18 protein-coding genes are annotated in these 15,292 nt (G+C 59.2%); 11 read left to right on the forward strand and 7 right to left on the reverse strand.

Going from position 1 to position 15,292, the window contains the following annotated elements:
* Nucleotides 1-145 precede the first annotated feature (145 nt).
* Nucleotides 146-1,411, forward strand: coding sequence for an Hsp70 family protein (locus JTJ32_RS17680; protein ID WP_099229547.1), 1,266 nt, complete (start codon nucleotides 146-148; stop codon nucleotides 1,409-1,411).
* 24 nt (nucleotides 1,412-1,435) lie between these two features.
* On the opposite strand, the gene JTJ32_RS17685 is transcribed toward JTJ32_RS17680, so the two are convergent.
* The gene (locus JTJ32_RS17685; protein ID WP_099229546.1) at nucleotides 1,436-2,446 is read right to left on the reverse strand and encodes an AI-2E family transporter; all 1,011 of its coding nucleotides are present in this window, start codon (nucleotides 2,444-2,446) and stop codon (nucleotides 1,436-1,438) included.
* A gap of 187 nt (nucleotides 2,447-2,633) precedes the next feature.
* On the reverse strand, nucleotides 2,634-2,924 hold the full coding sequence (locus JTJ32_RS17690) for a PsiF family protein (RefSeq protein ID WP_099229545.1): 291 nt from the start codon (nucleotides 2,922-2,924) through the stop codon (nucleotides 2,634-2,636).
* A 152-nt stretch (nucleotides 2,925-3,076) separates the two neighbouring features.
* On the opposite strand from JTJ32_RS17690, the gene JTJ32_RS17695 reads away from it, so the two are divergent.
* A complete protein-coding gene (locus tag JTJ32_RS17695; RefSeq protein WP_210042815.1) occupies nucleotides 3,077-3,958 on the forward strand; it encodes a DMT family transporter in 882 nt (293 codons plus the stop codon).
* A 139-nt stretch (nucleotides 3,959-4,097) separates the two neighbouring features.
* On the opposite strand, the gene JTJ32_RS17700 is transcribed toward JTJ32_RS17695, so the two are convergent.
* Nucleotides 4,098-4,325 carry a hypothetical protein gene (locus JTJ32_RS17700; RefSeq protein ID WP_025994117.1) on the reverse strand — a complete coding sequence of 76 codons (228 nt, stop codon included), beginning with the start codon at nucleotides 4,323-4,325 and terminating at the stop codon, nucleotides 4,098-4,100.
* A gap of 59 nt (nucleotides 4,326-4,384) precedes the next feature.
* Nucleotides 4,385-5,275 carry a lipase family alpha/beta hydrolase gene (locus JTJ32_RS17705; RefSeq protein WP_099229543.1) on the reverse strand — a complete coding sequence of 297 codons (891 nt, stop codon included), beginning with the start codon at nucleotides 5,273-5,275 and terminating at the stop codon, nucleotides 4,385-4,387.
* 188 nt (nucleotides 5,276-5,463) lie between these two features.
* Between JTJ32_RS17705 and osmE the strand changes: the two genes are divergently transcribed.
* Nucleotides 5,464-5,802 carry an osmotically-inducible lipoprotein OsmE gene (gene osmE, locus JTJ32_RS17710; RefSeq protein ID WP_099229542.1) on the forward strand — a complete coding sequence of 113 codons (339 nt, stop codon included), beginning with the start codon at nucleotides 5,464-5,466 and terminating at the stop codon, nucleotides 5,800-5,802.
* Nucleotides 5,803-5,873: 71 nt separating this feature from the next.
* Here the strand turns inward: osmE and JTJ32_RS26950 are convergent, their stop codons facing one another.
* On the reverse strand, nucleotides 5,874-5,972 hold the full coding sequence (locus JTJ32_RS26950) for a small membrane protein YohP (RefSeq protein WP_442587048.1): 99 nt from the start codon (nucleotides 5,970-5,972) through the stop codon (nucleotides 5,874-5,876).
* 192 nt (nucleotides 5,973-6,164) lie between these two features.
* On the opposite strand from JTJ32_RS26950, the gene JTJ32_RS17715 reads away from it, so the two are divergent.
* The gene (locus tag JTJ32_RS17715) at nucleotides 6,165-6,698 is read left to right on the forward strand and encodes a ferritin-like domain-containing protein (protein WP_099229541.1); all 534 of its coding nucleotides are present in this window, start codon (nucleotides 6,165-6,167) and stop codon (nucleotides 6,696-6,698) included.
* A gap of 164 nt (nucleotides 6,699-6,862) precedes the next feature.
* On the opposite strand, the gene JTJ32_RS17720 is transcribed toward JTJ32_RS17715, so the two are convergent.
* Nucleotides 6,863-8,929, reverse strand: a complete 2,067-nt coding sequence (locus JTJ32_RS17720) for an AsmA family protein (protein ID WP_210042816.1) — start codon at nucleotides 8,927-8,929, stop codon at nucleotides 6,863-6,865.
* 244 nt (nucleotides 8,930-9,173) lie between these two features.
* Here JTJ32_RS17720 and JTJ32_RS17725 point away from each other — a divergent pair, with 244 nt between their 5' ends.
* The 7 genes from JTJ32_RS17725 to JTJ32_RS17755 all read left to right on the forward strand — a co-directional run bounded on the left by JTJ32_RS17725 (nucleotide 9,174) and on the right by JTJ32_RS17755 (nucleotide 14,128).
* A complete protein-coding gene (locus JTJ32_RS17725) occupies nucleotides 9,174-9,311 on the forward strand; it encodes a hypothetical protein (protein WP_180274396.1) in 138 nt (45 codons plus the stop codon).
* A gap of 88 nt (nucleotides 9,312-9,399) precedes the next feature.
* On the forward strand, nucleotides 9,400-10,032 hold the full coding sequence (locus JTJ32_RS17730) for a TetR family transcriptional regulator (RefSeq protein ID WP_004883632.1): 633 nt from the start codon (nucleotides 9,400-9,402) through the stop codon (nucleotides 10,030-10,032).
* 238 nt (nucleotides 10,033-10,270) lie between these two features.
* Nucleotides 10,271-10,771 (forward strand): urease accessory protein UreE, encoded by a 501-nt coding sequence (gene ureE, locus JTJ32_RS17735; protein ID WP_099229538.1) that lies wholly within the window; start codon nucleotides 10,271-10,273, stop codon nucleotides 10,769-10,771.
* The gene (locus tag JTJ32_RS17740) at nucleotides 10,768-11,442 is read left to right on the forward strand and encodes an urease accessory protein UreF (RefSeq protein ID WP_210042817.1); all 675 of its coding nucleotides are present in this window, start codon (nucleotides 10,768-10,770) and stop codon (nucleotides 11,440-11,442) included. The genes ureE and JTJ32_RS17740 overlap by 4 nt, the downstream gene beginning before the upstream one ends.
* 21 nt (nucleotides 11,443-11,463) lie before the next feature.
* Nucleotides 11,464-12,081, forward strand: coding sequence for an urease accessory protein UreG (gene ureG, locus JTJ32_RS17745; RefSeq protein WP_099229536.1), 618 nt, complete (start codon nucleotides 11,464-11,466; stop codon nucleotides 12,079-12,081).
* Nucleotides 12,082-12,103: 22 nt separating this feature from the next.
* Nucleotides 12,104-12,676: a HupE/UreJ family protein gene (locus JTJ32_RS17750; RefSeq protein WP_184321766.1), complete on the forward strand. Its 573-nt coding sequence runs from the start codon at nucleotides 12,104-12,106 to the stop codon at nucleotides 12,674-12,676.
* A gap of 237 nt (nucleotides 12,677-12,913) precedes the next feature.
* On the forward strand, nucleotides 12,914-14,128 hold the full coding sequence (locus JTJ32_RS17755) for an AGE family epimerase/isomerase (RefSeq protein WP_210042848.1): 1,215 nt from the start codon (nucleotides 12,914-12,916) through the stop codon (nucleotides 14,126-14,128).
* On the opposite strand, the gene JTJ32_RS17760 is transcribed toward JTJ32_RS17755, so the two are convergent.
* On the reverse strand, nucleotides 14,129-14,893 hold the full coding sequence (locus JTJ32_RS17760; RefSeq protein WP_099229534.1) for an SDR family oxidoreductase: 765 nt from the start codon (nucleotides 14,891-14,893) through the stop codon (nucleotides 14,129-14,131).
* Nucleotides 14,894-15,292: the final 399 nt, after the last annotated feature.

The raw sequence follows: 15,292 nt of genomic DNA on the forward strand, positions 1-15,292 counted from the left end.
TCCCATCAAGATTGGGGGCAATGGTCCCGAGTTCAAGCCCTGGGCGCAAATACCGATAACCCGGAATAAGCGACGCATCGCCCTACGCAATTGCTCCGCACTGACATAAACTGCGCGGCCGTTTTTTGACTGGAACGTAAAAGACATGAATGACCAATCCCCGGCCCGTGCCTGCGGCATCGATTTCGGCACGTCCAATTCCACTGTCGGCTGGCAACGGCCAGGTGTGGAATCGTTGATCGCGCTGGAGGACGACAAGATCACCCTGCCCTCGGTGGTGTTCTTCAACATGGAGGAGCGCCGCCCGGTCTACGGCCGCCTGGCGCTTCACGAATACCTGGAAGGCTACGAAGGCCGCCTGATGCGCTCGCTCAAGAGCCTGCTGGGCTCCAAGCTGATCAAGCACGACACCAGCGTGCTCGGCACGGCAATGCCCTTCAAGGACTTGCTGGCGCTGTTCATCGGCGAGCTGAAAAAGCGCGCGGAAAAGACCGCCGGACGCGAGTTCGAACAGGTGGTGCTGGGTCGCCCGGTGCATTTTGTCGATGACGACGCCATGGCCGATCAGGAAGCCGAAGACACATTGGCCGAAGTCGCACGCAAGATCGGCTTCAAGGATGTGTCGTTCCAGTTCGAACCGATTGCCGCGGCGTTCGACTACGAGTCCACCATCACTCAGGAAGAACTGGTACTGATTGTCGACATCGGCGGCGGTACGTCCGACTTCTCGCTGGTACGCCTGTCCCCCGAACGTCGTGAGCATGAAGATCGTCAGGACGACATCCTGGCCACCGGCGGCGTGCACATTGGTGGTACCGATTTCGACAAACAGTTGAGCCTGCAAGGCGTGATGCCGTTGTTCGGCTATGGCAGCCGCATGAAAAGCGGCGCCTACATGCCCACCAGTCACCACATCAATCTGGCGACCTGGCACACCATCAATGCCGTGTACGCGCAGAAATCCCAGCTCGCACTGGGCAGCATGCGTTACGACATCGAAGACACTGGCGGCATCGACCGACTGTTCAAGCTGATCGAACAACGCGCCGGGCACTGGCTGGCCATGGAAGTGGAAGAGACCAAGATTCAGCTGACACAGACCGATAACCGTCACTTGCTGATGGACCGTATCGAACCGGGTTTGAGCGTGGACCTTGGTCGGGCAATGTTCGAGGCGGCGATCGATGCGCAGCTTGAGCGGGTTCGCAACAGCGTGACTCAACTGCTGAGTCAGGCAGGCGTGGGCGTCGAGCAGGTCAATACGGTGTTCTTCACGGGCGGCTCAAGTGGCATTCCGGCACTGCGCAACAGCGTATCGGCGATGCTTCCGAATGCGCGTCATGTGGAAGGCAACATCTTCGGCAGCATCGGCAGCGGGCTGGCGATTGAAGCGAAGAAGCGTTACGGCTGAGGCGGGTCGCCGATCGTCACCGCGCTAAACCAGCCCTTCCTTCTGCAACTCACTCTTCAGGTACGCGTAGTAAATCGGTCCTGCCACCACGCCCGGCAGGCCGAACGCGGCTTCGAACAACAGCATCGCCAGCAGCAGTTCCCATGACTTGGCGTTGATCTGTCCGCCCACGATCCGCGCATTCAGGAAGTACTCGACCTTGTGAATCACGATCAGGTAACCCAGCGCCGCCAGTGCGACCCAGATCGAGATCGACATCCCGACGATAAAGATCAGCGTGTTGGACATCAGATTACCCACCACCGGCAATAGCCCGAGCAGAAAGGTCATGATGATCAGGGTTTTGGTCAGCGGCAGGTGAATGCCGCACAACGGCAGGACAATCGCGAGGAATACCGACGTGAACGCCGTGTTGAGCAGGGATATCTTGATCTGGGCGAAGACAATGTTGCGGAACGCGCGGCTGACCAGATAAAGCCGGTCGAACAATGCCGAGGCCAGAGGCTTTCGGGTATGGACGTCGGAGATCCGCTGCAGAGCAATGATCGCGCCGAGAACCATACCAATCAGCATGGTCACGAACATATGCGCGGCGCCCTTGCCGATCAGCTGTAGCTCGCCGATATGTTTCTGCAGCCACTGGAACAGCGAGACCTGAAACTCGGCAGCGCTGGCGGGCAGGTAGGAATCAATGAACGGCGGAAGCTGACCACGGGCGCGGTCCACCAGAACCATGAACTTGTCCAGCGATGCACCCGGATTTTCGGCCTCGTGCAAAACGAAGCTGATCGCACCAGCGAAGATCAGGGTCAGCAGGCTGACGATAATGGTCCCCAGCAGTGCAACGGCCAGCCACCTGGCGCGTTCGCCAGAGATCAGCGTTTGCAGCTTGGGAGTCAGCATGTTGACCAGCTCGAAGACCAACAACCCGGCCAACAGACTCGGCAGCAGTTTGAAAGGCAATACCAACAGCAGACCGCCGAACACGAGAATCCAGCTGGCTATTAATACCTGACGCGCAGAAAACGTTGGCATAGACCCTCAAAGGGCAGCACGAAGAGGTGGGCAGTCTGCCAGCGTTCGCAGCCGAGAACCAGTCATCCGCAAGCCGGAAACAGCACGGCGCGAGCATCTAGTCGATGGCCGGGGCGACAACAACGCGCAAGTGCAGCGTTTACTGCACTTGCGCTGCCAGTCTCAGCCGAAGCAAGGGGCCGGAAAATTATTTCTTCTTGAGACAATCGCTCATGAAAGTCTTGCGAGCATCGCCCTTGAGCGCCTGAGTGGAAGCCGTCGCGTTGCAGGTTTTCATCTTTTCCTGCTGAGTGGCCGCCGGAGCAGGCGTGGCTTTCAGGCACGTGCTCATGAACGCCTTGCGCTCATCACCCTTGAGTGACTTGGCACTGGCGTCGGCGTTGCAGGTGGTCATCTTGTTCTGCTGCGCCGTAGCGGCAAAACCCTGGGTGGAAAACATCAGGCCAACGAGCAACAAAGCAATACCAGGTATCTTCATCGTTCGACTCTCCAGATCCGCTGTACCGATCGGTGCAGACTGAAGTCAGTGTAGCCAAGATGTTGCAAAACATGAGCAATCATCAGGCGCACCGATTGGCATTCATTTGAAACAGGCGGATAGTTGCGCCTCGTTCACCTGTCGGCTTTCCCATGCAATACGCGTTTCCACTTCTGACCATCTTCATCTGGTCCGTCAACACCGTCATCACCAAGGCGGCGTCTGAAGTCATCTTCCCGTCCGAAATCGGGTTCTACCGGTGGCTGCTGGCAGGGCTGCTGTTCACGCCCTTTATGCTTCTGCCCGTCTGGCGGAATCGCGCAGCGATCAGACCCTTGCTGGGCAAGATTGCGGTACTGGGCGCGCTGGGCATGGCGGTGTATCAAAGCCTGGCGTATTTCGCAGCGGGCATGACCACAGCCACCAACATGGGGATCATTCAGTCACTGGTGCCGGTAATGGCATTGGGGCTGTCGATAGCCTGCCTGGGCACGCGACTGACCTGGGGCGCGTTGCTCGGTGCCGTGATCTCTTTCGCAGGCGTAATAGTGGTGGTCGCCGCAGGCAACCTGACAGGGCTCATCGAGCAAGGGATGAACCGGGGTGATGCCATCGTGCTGTTCGCTGCTGCGGCCTATGCGCTGTACAGCATGCTGTTGAAAAAGTGGCAGTTGCGCCTGCCCCCGCTGCACTTGCTGTACATGCAAATTCTGGTGGCGATTGTGGTGCTGTTTCCGTTGTTCATTCTGTCGCCGCGAACCGGCCTGAATGCGAGCAATATTCCACTGGTGCTATATGCCGCCATCCCTACGTCCATGTTGGCGCCCTGGCTGTGGATGATCTCGATCATGCGCCTGGGGCCGAGCCGCACCACGCTGTTCTTCAACCTGATGCCAATCGCCACGGCATTGATTGCTGCCGTTGCGCTTGGCGAACAACTGGCGCTTTATCACCTGTACGGCGGCGCATTGACCCTGTGCGGCGTGATCCTCGCGGAACGCTGGAAAACCCCGCTACAGCTCAGGAAAGGCTAGGTTTTGTACGAAAAGTCGGCGAGCGAAGGTCAGGCAAGGCAAAAACAGGCGAGGAAGCGGAGTCTACGTGTTGTAAATGAGCATTCCGAGCCTGTTTTTAACGCAGCATCACCGAGCGCAGCCACTTTTCGTACAGAGCCTAGGCCGTCGCGCTGCCCTCACCGCCCTCCACACTATGGATCGACACATCCGTGATACCGGCAGCGTGGGGCATGCCGCCTTCGGGGAGGTCATCCAGCTCTACGTCGTGTTTCAGCGCCAGTTCATGCACGATTTCAATGATCGGCACGTCCAGGTTCTCGATGACATCCACATGGTGCTCACCCAGCAGGGTGTACTCGATTTCATACAGTTCTTTATCGCCCATCGCATCACTTCCTGGCCGTCATGTTCGAACGGCTGATTACGAATTACTGCCTGATTGAGTTAAAGGCCGGCTGCCTTGAGGCGCGCGGCGTGTTCCATGAACAGGCGTACAGGATCTGCGCCTTTGCCCACCAGCCCGAAGGTCTGGTTGACGATGTCAAAATGGTCGAGCGGAAAGTCATCCCCGATGACCGTGCCCAGGTGCGAACTGAAACGCCCGACCATGCCATCAGATTGACCTCGCTCTTTCCTGAACGTGCGAGCGAATATTCGACAGGTCACGTTGGTGCCATCAATCAGGTTGCGTCCGCGATTGGTCACGCCCGGTTTGAGGATCCCGGACCAGGAGTAATAGCGCACACCCTCCACCAGTTCTGCACCGCTTCCACCCCACACTTCGGGCAAACCCTGAGGATACTGCCGGTTGAACAGCGCAACCCCGGTGGTGGTCAGAGACTGGTGCGAGGCGGTGATGTCCATCGGCAGCTTCGGCCCGCGGTAGCCGGTTTCGAACGCGACAATCGCCCAGGCCAGCAGGCCTATCACCGCATTGACAACGCGCCCGCCCAGCGTCCCCGGCGGAAAGTGCCGCTCCAGATAATCCGCCAGCTCGGAACCATAATTGGGGCCGGCCACGGAGGTGACCGATGCGACCAGATCGGGACGCCTGGCCGCCACGTAACGTACAGTCAGCGCTCCCTGGCTATGGCCGATCAGGTTGACCTTGGCCACGCCGGTCTCCCGGACAGTCTGCTCGATGACCTTGAGCAACTGCTCGCCACGTATTTCGGTCGAATTGACCCCGGACACCATCACCGGTATGACGGTCGCTCCGCCGCGTTCAAGCGCTTTCACGATGCCGAACCAGTAGGGATACACCAGTAACCGCACAAACCCTAACAAGCCTGGTACCAGCAACAATGGATAACGCGTCGCCTGTTCTTGCGCCATGTTGATCTCCTTGTGCTGAAACGAGTTGATTAAGCCTTTTCAACCTTAGCGGTGTTTTTCGAGGAGGCAGAACAACACGACCACCCGAGGTACTGCCTAATCGCCATCTTTTTTTCGAACTCTTGCGCACCTCCCTTGCTCCAAGCTGCAACGGGCCAAGACCGGCTCTGACATGTGGAGCAATAAAGATGTACAACAAAATCCTCGCAGCATCCTTTGTACTGGCGGCAATGGCTGGCTGCAGCAACACAACCGTGCAGAACCCGGTGGACTACGTCACCTACCGCAACGAGCCACTGGTCAAGCAGGTCGAGAACGGCATGACCCGTCAACAGGTTCTGACCATCGGTGGTGAGCCCTCGTCGACCATCGACCGCAAGGTCAACACCGGCACGTGCAACAACTACGTAATGGCCAAAGACGGTCACAAACAGGTCTACCACGTCAGCTTCAACAGCGACGGCCGCGTGACCAACAAGGGTTTCATGACGTGCGAACAGCGCGAAGCGAACGAACGCGCGATGTAATACCGATCTGAAACGAAAAAGCCCGATGCGTGATGCATCGGGCTTTTTCATGGACGTTATTTGTATAAACGTCAGAACACCAGCTTGAACAACGCAATCACCACGATCAGGCCGATCAGAAAAATGATGCCGACGGTGCTTCCCAGAAACTTGAGCATGTGAATCTCCACGATTGAATAGGTCTCAAGGTTCGGACCGCGCCGGGACGCGCTCGTTTCTTATATTTTTTACAGCGCTGGCAAACCATGAAACGTGCGAAATCCGATAAAACTTTCTCGCTGTTCATCACTCACAACCCTTGATGATCTTGCCGCGCAACACACAGAGCGAGACACAAAACCTGATGAACCTGGAGATAACCCATGATTTCTGCACCACAGCTATCCGATGTAAGCAGCCTGCGCCAGCGTGCGCGCCAGAACGTTGAGAATGGTGCGGTCACTGAAGGCTACAACGCCGATCGCGAGACGGTCCTGCGTCTGCTCAATGAGTCGCTGGCAACCGAACTGGTCTGCGTATTGCGCTACAAGCGTCACTACTACATGGCGACCGGCTTGAAGGCCAGTGTCGCGGCGTCCGAGTTTCTGGAGCACGCACAGCAGGAAGCCGAGCACGCCGACAAGCTGGCAGAGCGTATCGTGCAACTGGGCGGCGAGCCGGAGTTCAACCCCGACACCCTGTCTAAAAACTCCCACGCGCAGTACGTGGCAGGCAACACCCTCAAGGAAATGGTTTACGAAGACCTGGTCGCCGAGCGCATTGCGGTCGACAGCTATCGTGAAATCATTCAGTACATCGGTGACAGCGACCCGACTACCCGTCGCATTTTCGAAGAAATCCTCGCGCAGGAAGAAGAGCACGCCGACGACATGGCGGACATCCTGAACGACCTGTGACTCGGCACTGAAAGCAAAAGCCAGGAGAGTTATCCTGGCTTTTTTATGGGCGTTGGTTTGTTCGCAGCGGAGCATGAGAGCCGATCACTGATCGTGCTCATGCTCCGCGTGGGCATATAGCCCATGACGCTCTGCGTCGGACCTCTCAGGCCACACGCAGGTGTTTATTTAACGGTCTTCGGCGCCTTGCCTGAACGCATCTGCTCAAGCAACGGACCACACTGGTTCTGCTCACTGTCGCCCGTCGCAACCAGTGCCAGCAACCCGGCCGCTGGCCCGATCGTCGCGCCCAGCAGGACCATCCCTGCGCCACGCAGCAACAGCGGACCGGACTGCACGCCCGCATTGGGCCGGACAAACGGGCCGTTGACGTACAGCGGGGAACGCAGCGAAAACACACGGAAGCCTTTGGACTCGGGGTTAATCTGCAGGTCCAGTTGCTCGGTCTTCATGTTGGCCGTGCCGCTGATATAGATGATCGCGTTCTCGGTATCGAACACAAACAGGCGACTGGTCGCCAGGCCATCCTTGATGCCGAAGTCGGACGCGGCGCAGTTGATCTTCACGTCCTTGTCGCCGAACAGTTTGCCGACCACATAGTTACCCACATTGAGCCCGGCGATTTCCATCAGGCCTCGGCTGATCGCACCGTCGTTGACCAGCATCTTCATTTCGCCATTGGCAGTGCCCAGCAGCGCCGCAATCGAGTTGCCGCGGCCTGTGATATCCGCATCGCCGTTCAGCTCACCAAAGCTGGTCTTCATCGGCTCGAACGTCGGGAACAACTGTTTGAGCTTGAAGTTGCGCGCCGACAGCTTCGCTCTACCCAGCAAAGGCTTGTCACGTCCGTCGAGACGAATGTCCGCGTCCAGTTTGCCGCCCGCCACGCCAAAGCGCAGTGGCTCCAGACTGAGCTGACCGTCGTTCAGAATCAGATGCGTATAAAGGTCGGTGAACGGCAGGTCCGGGCTCTGGACGATTCGTTTGCCGGTGAACTCGACATCTGCATCCATCGCTCGCCAGCGGTCGGTCTGAAATTCCTCGACTGGCAGCACCTTGCCGGACGGCTGCTTGCTCTCGCCGCCACGTTTTTTCTGAGCCGCGTTGGAGTCGGCACCGATGAGCGGCGCCAGATCGCTGAACAGCAGTTGATCGGACACCAGCACACCCGTCAGCTTCGGCCGCGGCTGACTGGCGACATAGCCCAGATCACCGTGAATATCGCTTTTGCCAATCTTGCCGTTGAATTTCTCGTAACTGAAACTGGCACCTGCAGGGTCATGCAGCTTGGCGATCAGGCGACCGTCCGTTGAATAGGCGGGCGAGTCCGGCAGCGTAACGCCGGTCAGCGGGTACAGGTTGCTCAGGCTGGCACCGGACAGTTTCAGGCGCAGGTCCAGCGCGCCGAGGTTCTGGGGGTCGGTCACGGTTCCGGCGATCACCACATGGGTATCGCCCACCGTCACATCGGCCTGCACCGGAAATGGCTGGGTGGCGTCCTTCAACGCCAACAGGCCGCCGATCTTCCCGGTGCCGTTGAGTTGCTGGCCGTGGTACTGACCTTTGACGCCCAGACCAAACGCGTAGTCCTGTGGCACCGCGCCTTTATCCTGGGCCTTCTTCGCCTCCTTGCTGCCGACGATTTCGCCAAACGGGATCGGCTTGCCAAGCATGTCGATCACCACGTCCAGCTGGGTGTTCAGGGTCTGATCGTTGAAACCCACCAGCCCCTTGTCGAACTTGATGGCACCGATGTCCACTTCCCATTTCGTCGGTTCGGCATTGGGGTCGGACTTGGGCAGATCGAACACCCAGTTGGCACGACCATCGGCCAGACGTTCCAGCTTCGCTTCAGGCCCGGTCAGGTCGATGCGCGGAATGACCACGTGCTGCGCCAGCAGTGGCAGCAGCGACAGGCGAAACTCCACCTGCTTGAGCGTGACCATTTGCGGCTGTTTCGACCACTCGGGGTTACCCAGAGTCAGGTCTTCGGCCACAAAATGCGGTGAGGGTACCCATGCGCGCCATCCACCCAATTCAGGCTCGCGCGACCAGCGCACGTCCAGATTGCCATTGATGGCGAACGGGCGGTGCAGCGCTTCGCTGACTTTTTCATTGAGGGTGGGTTTGATGCGGTTCCAGTCGAAAGTGACAATCACAATGACCAACACGGCCAGCACCACCAGCAAAGTGGCACCTGTCCACGCGAAAATCCTACGGCTGCGCGTCATGCATGACTCTCCAGAAAACAGTGCCCCTGCCTTGGTGCACTGAATACGACATGCCCGTTCGACTGACAAAAGCGCCGAGGGTTTGATCCGTTTGGGCAAATAAGCCAACGGCCTGTGAAAGCCCTTGGTACGACTCAATCATTTTGGTTGATTCCCACCATCACCTTTATGAACTTCTTTACATACAGGCCCGGAGTCATAGTGCACGCCTACACCATCTTCCGCTCTTTCGAGGAGCACAGCCATGAAACCCCATCTTTTACTGAGCCTGTTTCTGTCCATCTTTGCCGCCAATGCCTACGCCACTTCGGCACAGGAGCGTGAGCAGCGTCTGGTTGAAAACGGCCCTGATCGTCTGGTACAGCAGTATCAGCGAGTCTGATACGTCAGCCATTTGAAAAAGCCTTTCGACGCAGGCAAAGCGCATTTGTTAAAGTGCGACGCAGTCTTTATCCAGAACCGTTTGAGCCATGCTGCCCCGCGCCGAACAGAAACAACAGACCCGAAGAGCCTTGCTGGACGCCGCCCACCAGTTGATGGAGAGCGGACGCGGATTCGGCAGCCTCAGCCTGCGCGAAGTCGCCCGCACGGCAGGCATTGTGCCGACCGGCTTCTATCGTCACTTCGAGGACATGGATCAACTGGGTCTGGTGCTGGTCAGCGAGGTCGGTCAGACCTTTCGCGAAACCATCCGCCTGGTGCGGCACAACGAGTTCGCCATGGGCGGGCTGATTCGTGCGTCGGTGAAGATCTTTCTGGAGCGTGTGGCAGCCAATCGCTCGCAGTTCCTTTTTCTGGCACGTGAACAGTACGGCGGCTCGCTCAAGGTGCGTCAGGCACTGGGTGCCTTGCGCGAAGGCATCAGCGCCGACCTGACCGCTGACCTGGCCAAAATGCCCAAATGGAAGCATTTGAACGCTGAATCGCTGTCGATCATTGCCGACCTTGTAGTCAAAAGCGTGTTCGCCATGCTGCCCGAACTGATCGACCCGCCCCCCGCCTCGCTCGCCCCGCACCTCACGCCACAAGCCAAGATTACCCAGCAACTGCGCTTCATCTTCATCGGCGCACGGCACTGGCGTGGTTTGGGCAGTCATGAGTGATCAATGAGCGTCTGATCGCTGATGATCGTTCCGCGTCCCGGCGCGCGCCGCAACACATACCGTCAGATTTGCCGCCCCTTGGAATTGCCCCACATTGAGGCGGCCCCGGCGCCGCGCACCAAAAAAGCACACAACCTGCAATCAATAAGCCCATTCCGTCAGCCTTTTCCCACGCCCTGCACTGTTGGCAAGCCCCTTGCTCTGCTTTGAGGCATCGCAATTGGCTGGAAGCTATCTGATGCTGGTGATTCACAACCGAATCGAACCCCAGGCCGAATGGGCCGCCGAACTGCATTTGAATTTCGAGGCGCGCAGCAAGAGCCGTCTGCGCTGCTTCAGTGCAGAAAACGAAGATGTGGGACTGTTCCTGCAACGCGGACAACCTCCTCTGCGCGATGGCGAGTTTCTTCAGGCCGAAGACGGTCGCATCGTGCGCGTCTGCGCCCGTCCCGAAAAACTGATGCACGTGACCTGCAGCAGCACCTTCGAACTGACCCGCGCGGCGTATCACCTGGGCAATCGCCACGTGGCCCTGCAAGTGGGCGACGGCTGGCTGCGGCTGCTCGACGACTACGTACTCAAGGCCATGCTCGATCAACTGGGCGCCACCACCGAAACCATCGAAGCGCCGTTCCAGCCGGAACATGGTGCCTATGGCGGAGGACACCATCACTCACGCGCCGGCGAAGAGGATTTCAATTATCCACCGCGCATGCACCAGTTCGGCGTGCGCACGTGAACAGCGCCTGGGCGCTTTTGCGTCTGGCCAGTCCGCAGCTGCCGATTGGCGGCTACAGCTATTCGCAAGGGCTGGAGATGGCGGTTGAACAGTCCATCGTGACCAATCCGCAGACAGCTGCCCGCTGGATCGGCGATCAGTTACTGCTCAACCTCGCACGTTTCGAAGCACCGCTGCTGCTGGCGCACTGTCAGGCGGCAGCCGACGAGAACTGGGGGCAGTTGCTGCAACTCAGTGAGCGACATCGCGCCAGCCGGGAAACCCGCGAGCTGCACCTGGAAAGCCGGCAGATGGGTTATTCCCTGCAACAGCTGCTCAACGGACTGCCGGAGCTGGACCGTGACGCCCGGCGCTTTCTGGAGCAGACCTGCGAGCCGCACCTGGCACTCGGCTGGGCGCTGGCCGCCCGCGCTTGGCAGATCAACCCGCAGGATGCGCTGGCCGCCTGGCTCTGGAGCTGGCTGGAAAATCAGTTGGCGGTGCTGATGAAGACACTGCCGCTGGGCCAGCAGGCTGCACAGCGTCTGACCAGTGAGCTGTTGCCGCTGTTGCAGCAGGCGCAGGCCAACGCCACCGAACAAGACATCCATCATTGCGGCAGTGCGGCCTTCGGTCTGTCACTGGCGAGCATGGCCCACGAACGTCAATACAGCCGGTTGTTCCGGTCCTGACAAGTACCTCTGGAGAACTCAATGAACAGCCAACCCCTGCGTGTCGGCATTGGTGGCCCGGTCGGCTCCGGCAAGACGGCCCTGACTCTGGCGCTGTGCCTGGCATTGCGTGATCGCTATAACCTGGCGGTCGTGACCAACGATATCTATACCCGCGAAGACGCAGACTTTCTGGTGCGTAATGAAGCGCTGGCGCCCGAGCGCATCATCGGCGTGGAAACCGGCGGCTGTCCGCACACCGCGATTCGTGAGGACGCCTCGATCAATCTGGAAGCCGTTGACCAGCTCAACCGCCGCTTCGAAGGGCTGGATTTGATCATCGTCGAATCCGGTGGCGACAACCTGTCCGCCACCTTCAGCCCGGAGCTGTCGGACCTGACCCTTTACGTGATTGACGTTTCCGCGGGCGACAAGCTGCCACGCAAGGGCGGTCCGGGCATCTGCAAATCCGATCTGCTGGTTATCAACAAGATCGACCTCGCGCCGCTGGTAGGCGCCTCGCTGGAAATGATGGACAGCGACACACGCCGGATGCGTGGTGAAAAGCCGTTCGTCTTCAGCAACCAGAAAACCGGCCAGGGTCTGGAACAGATCATTGCCTTCATTGAACGCCAGGGCCTGCTGAACGCGGCCGCCTGATCCCACGAAAAGGAAACCCTCGATGAACTACAAAAAAGTCCTCGGCGCCCTCGCCCTGCTGCTGGTCCCGACCCTGGCACTGGCGCATCCCGGCCATGGCGACAACGGCCTGATCGCCGGTATCAGCCACCCGATTGGCGGTCTTGATCACTTGCTGGCGATGCTCGCTGTCGGTCTGTGGGCCGCGCAGCAACAAGGTTCCGCGCGCTGGGCTCTGCCCTGCACCTTTGTAGGCACCATGCTGATCGGCGGAGTGCTCGGTTTCGAAGGCTTGAACCTGCCTGCGCTGGAAAGCGGTATTGCGGCGTCGGTATTGGCGCTGGGTCTGGCGGTCGCGCTTGCCGTTCGTCCGCCATTGGCGCTGGCCGTTGCCGCGACCGCAATGTTCGCACTGTTCCACGGCGTGGCACATGGCCTTGAGCTGCCGGCCATGTCCAGCCCATGGGCCTACGCTGCCGGTTTCGTTGCCGCCACCGCAGCGCTGCATGCCGCTGGCTACGCGGTTGTACGCGTACTGCCGCAAGCCGCAGCACCGCTAGTGCGCCTGGCCGGTGCCGCGTCTGCCGCGACAGGTGTCTGGTTGCTGGCAGGCTGAACATACATCCCGTAAGCGGCTGCGAGATCGTGCTGTTTCAGGATCATCGAACAGTGGGAGGCGGATTGCCGGCGATAGCGTCAGGCCTGGCAGTGATGGGCCAACTGAAAAACGCATCGCCGGCAAGCCGCTTCCCACATGCTTTGCGTTTACCCGGAAACACTTGTGGATAACCATGAGCGCGATGTATCGGGCGATCAAAAGGCTCATCGAGACTTGCCCGGCAATCCTGCTAACATGTCGCGCATCTCGATTCAGCCGCGACGACAGCCGATGCCCCATGCTTCCAGCTCTGCCCCCACGCCTGACATGACCTCGGTCTTCGCCGCCCTGCAGGCGCACTTTCTGAAGGTGATCGTGCCGCTCTGGCAAGGCCCTGGCTGGAATGCACAACTGGCATTGCCCTATGAAGCGCTCGACGCACACCATCAACCGCTGCCACCCAAGCGCTATCGAGCGATGGCCTGTGCACGGCAGCTGTTTCTGTTTTCCAGCCTGATCGATCACCCCGAGACACCGGACGCCGCCGTGCGCGCCGGAGCACTGTTTCGCTCGCTGCAGCAGCACTTCCACGATGGCGAGCATGGCGGCTGGTTCTACAGCATCGATCCACAGGGCAAACCGCTGGATCGACGCAAGGATCTCTACACCCACGCTTTTATTATCTTTGCCTGCGCTCACTACTGGGCGAAGTCGAAGGACCCGCTCGCAGAATCGGTGCTCAACGCAGCGCTCAATGTCGTTGCCGAGCGCTTTGCCGACGGCAAAGGCTTGTACGAAGCGCAACTGGATGAAGACTGGTCCACGCTCGGCACCGGCCCGTTGCAGAACCCGTTGATGCACCTGGCAGAAGCCTTTCTGGCGACCCTGTCCGTGCGCGCCGACCCGATGACACAGGCGGCGATGGACGCGCTGGCCGTCGGCATGCAGCAGCGCTTTGTGGATAAAACCACGGGTGTGATGCTGGAGAAGCCGCTGGGCGCTGTGGATAACTGGTATGAGCCTGGCCACCAGTTCGAGTGGTTCTTCCTGCTGGAATCGTCACCCGAGATGCACGGCAGGCCGCTGCATCACTCCATGACCCGCGCGTTCGCCCATGCGCAGGCACAAGGCGTGGATCCGCAGAACGGGGCTGTTACGGCGACCTTGACGCTGGATGGCACAGTGCAGGACAGCACCCAGCGGATCTGGGCGCAGGCTGAATACCTGCGAGCGATGGCGTTGCGGCCGGAATGCGAGTCAGCACTGAGCCAGCAACTACTCGACTTCGAGCAACGCTTCCTGCATGCGAGCGGCTGGAACGAGTGCGTCGATACCGATGGCACGGTAAGTCGCAGCGACATGCCGTCGACCACGCCCTACCATCTGGCTACCTGCTACATCGGGCTGGCGGACTATCTGGAGAACCGCTTTGTCACGGCTTTCCCGCCGCCCACGCCCGATAAAGACTGATCAGCCGCGATTACGGTCGATCGCAAAGCCTGCCCAGGTCTGGCTGACCGGCATCAGTTCCAGGCTGTTGATGTTGACGTGAGCCGGTGTGTTCATGATCCAGAAGATGGTATCGGCGATGTCCTGCGGCTGGATCGGCTCTGCACCGGCGTAGGTCGCATCGTACTTGGCCTGATCACCACCGAAACGTACCAGCGAGAACTCGCTTTCGCACAATCCAGGCTCCAGATTGGTCACCCGCACGCCAGTGCCGATCAGGTCGTTGCGCAGGTTGAGCGAGAACTGCCCGACGAACGCCTTGGTGCCGCCGTACACGTTGCCGCCCGGATACGGATAGTTGCCAGCGACCGAACCCAGGTTGACGATGCTTGCACCGCGCCCGTGAGCGATCAGGCGCGGCAGCAGCAGGCGTGTGGTGTAGACCAGACCTTTGACGTTGGTGTCGATCATGGTGTCCCAATCGTCCAGATCGCACTTGGGTGCCGGATCGATGCCCAGCGCCAGACCTGCGTTGTTGATCAGGCCCTGAATCGTGGCGAATTCTTCCGGCAGCTCGGCAATGGCGCTTTCCATGGCTGCACGATCACGTACATCCAGCACCAGCGTATGAACCTTGGTCTGCTTCGACAGCTCGGCGCTCAGCGCGTCCAGACGGTCCTTGCGGCGGCCGGTCAGCACCAGTGACCAGCCGGCTTCAGCGAAACGACGCGCGCATGCCTCACCAAACCCGGAAGTAGCGCCTGTAATAAATACGGTTGAAGTCATCTCGTTCTCCTGACATGGCGCAGCCTGTTGCTCGATAAAGCGGCGCAGCCTGTTAATAAGTAAAGCGAAAAAAGAAAGCATGCCCTTCACGAACGCCCTGGATCAAGCCTGGGGATAAATCACGCCATGCACCCAGCAAGCTGTACAAAAAACATACAACCCAAGCAAAGCCATACACGGTAAGGCCTGCAGCCAGTTTTGCCCACGTTATCCACAGTCAGACCCACAAAATCGGGGGGCAACTCTGAATCGCTGAATCACCCGCAGACCGTGGCCTGTAGCGATGCGTGCAAAGTTTTCTCCTTGACTTTGATCCGCAGGGCAGATGAAGGATGACAGTGCTGTGAATGCATGATGGCCTACAGCCCAGCGCCCATGCCGCCTACCCCACTCTTTCCA

The organism is Pseudomonas alliivorans, assembly GCF_017826695.1.
GTDB lineage: Bacteria > Pseudomonadota > Gammaproteobacteria > Pseudomonadales > Pseudomonadaceae > Aquipseudomonas > Aquipseudomonas alliivorans.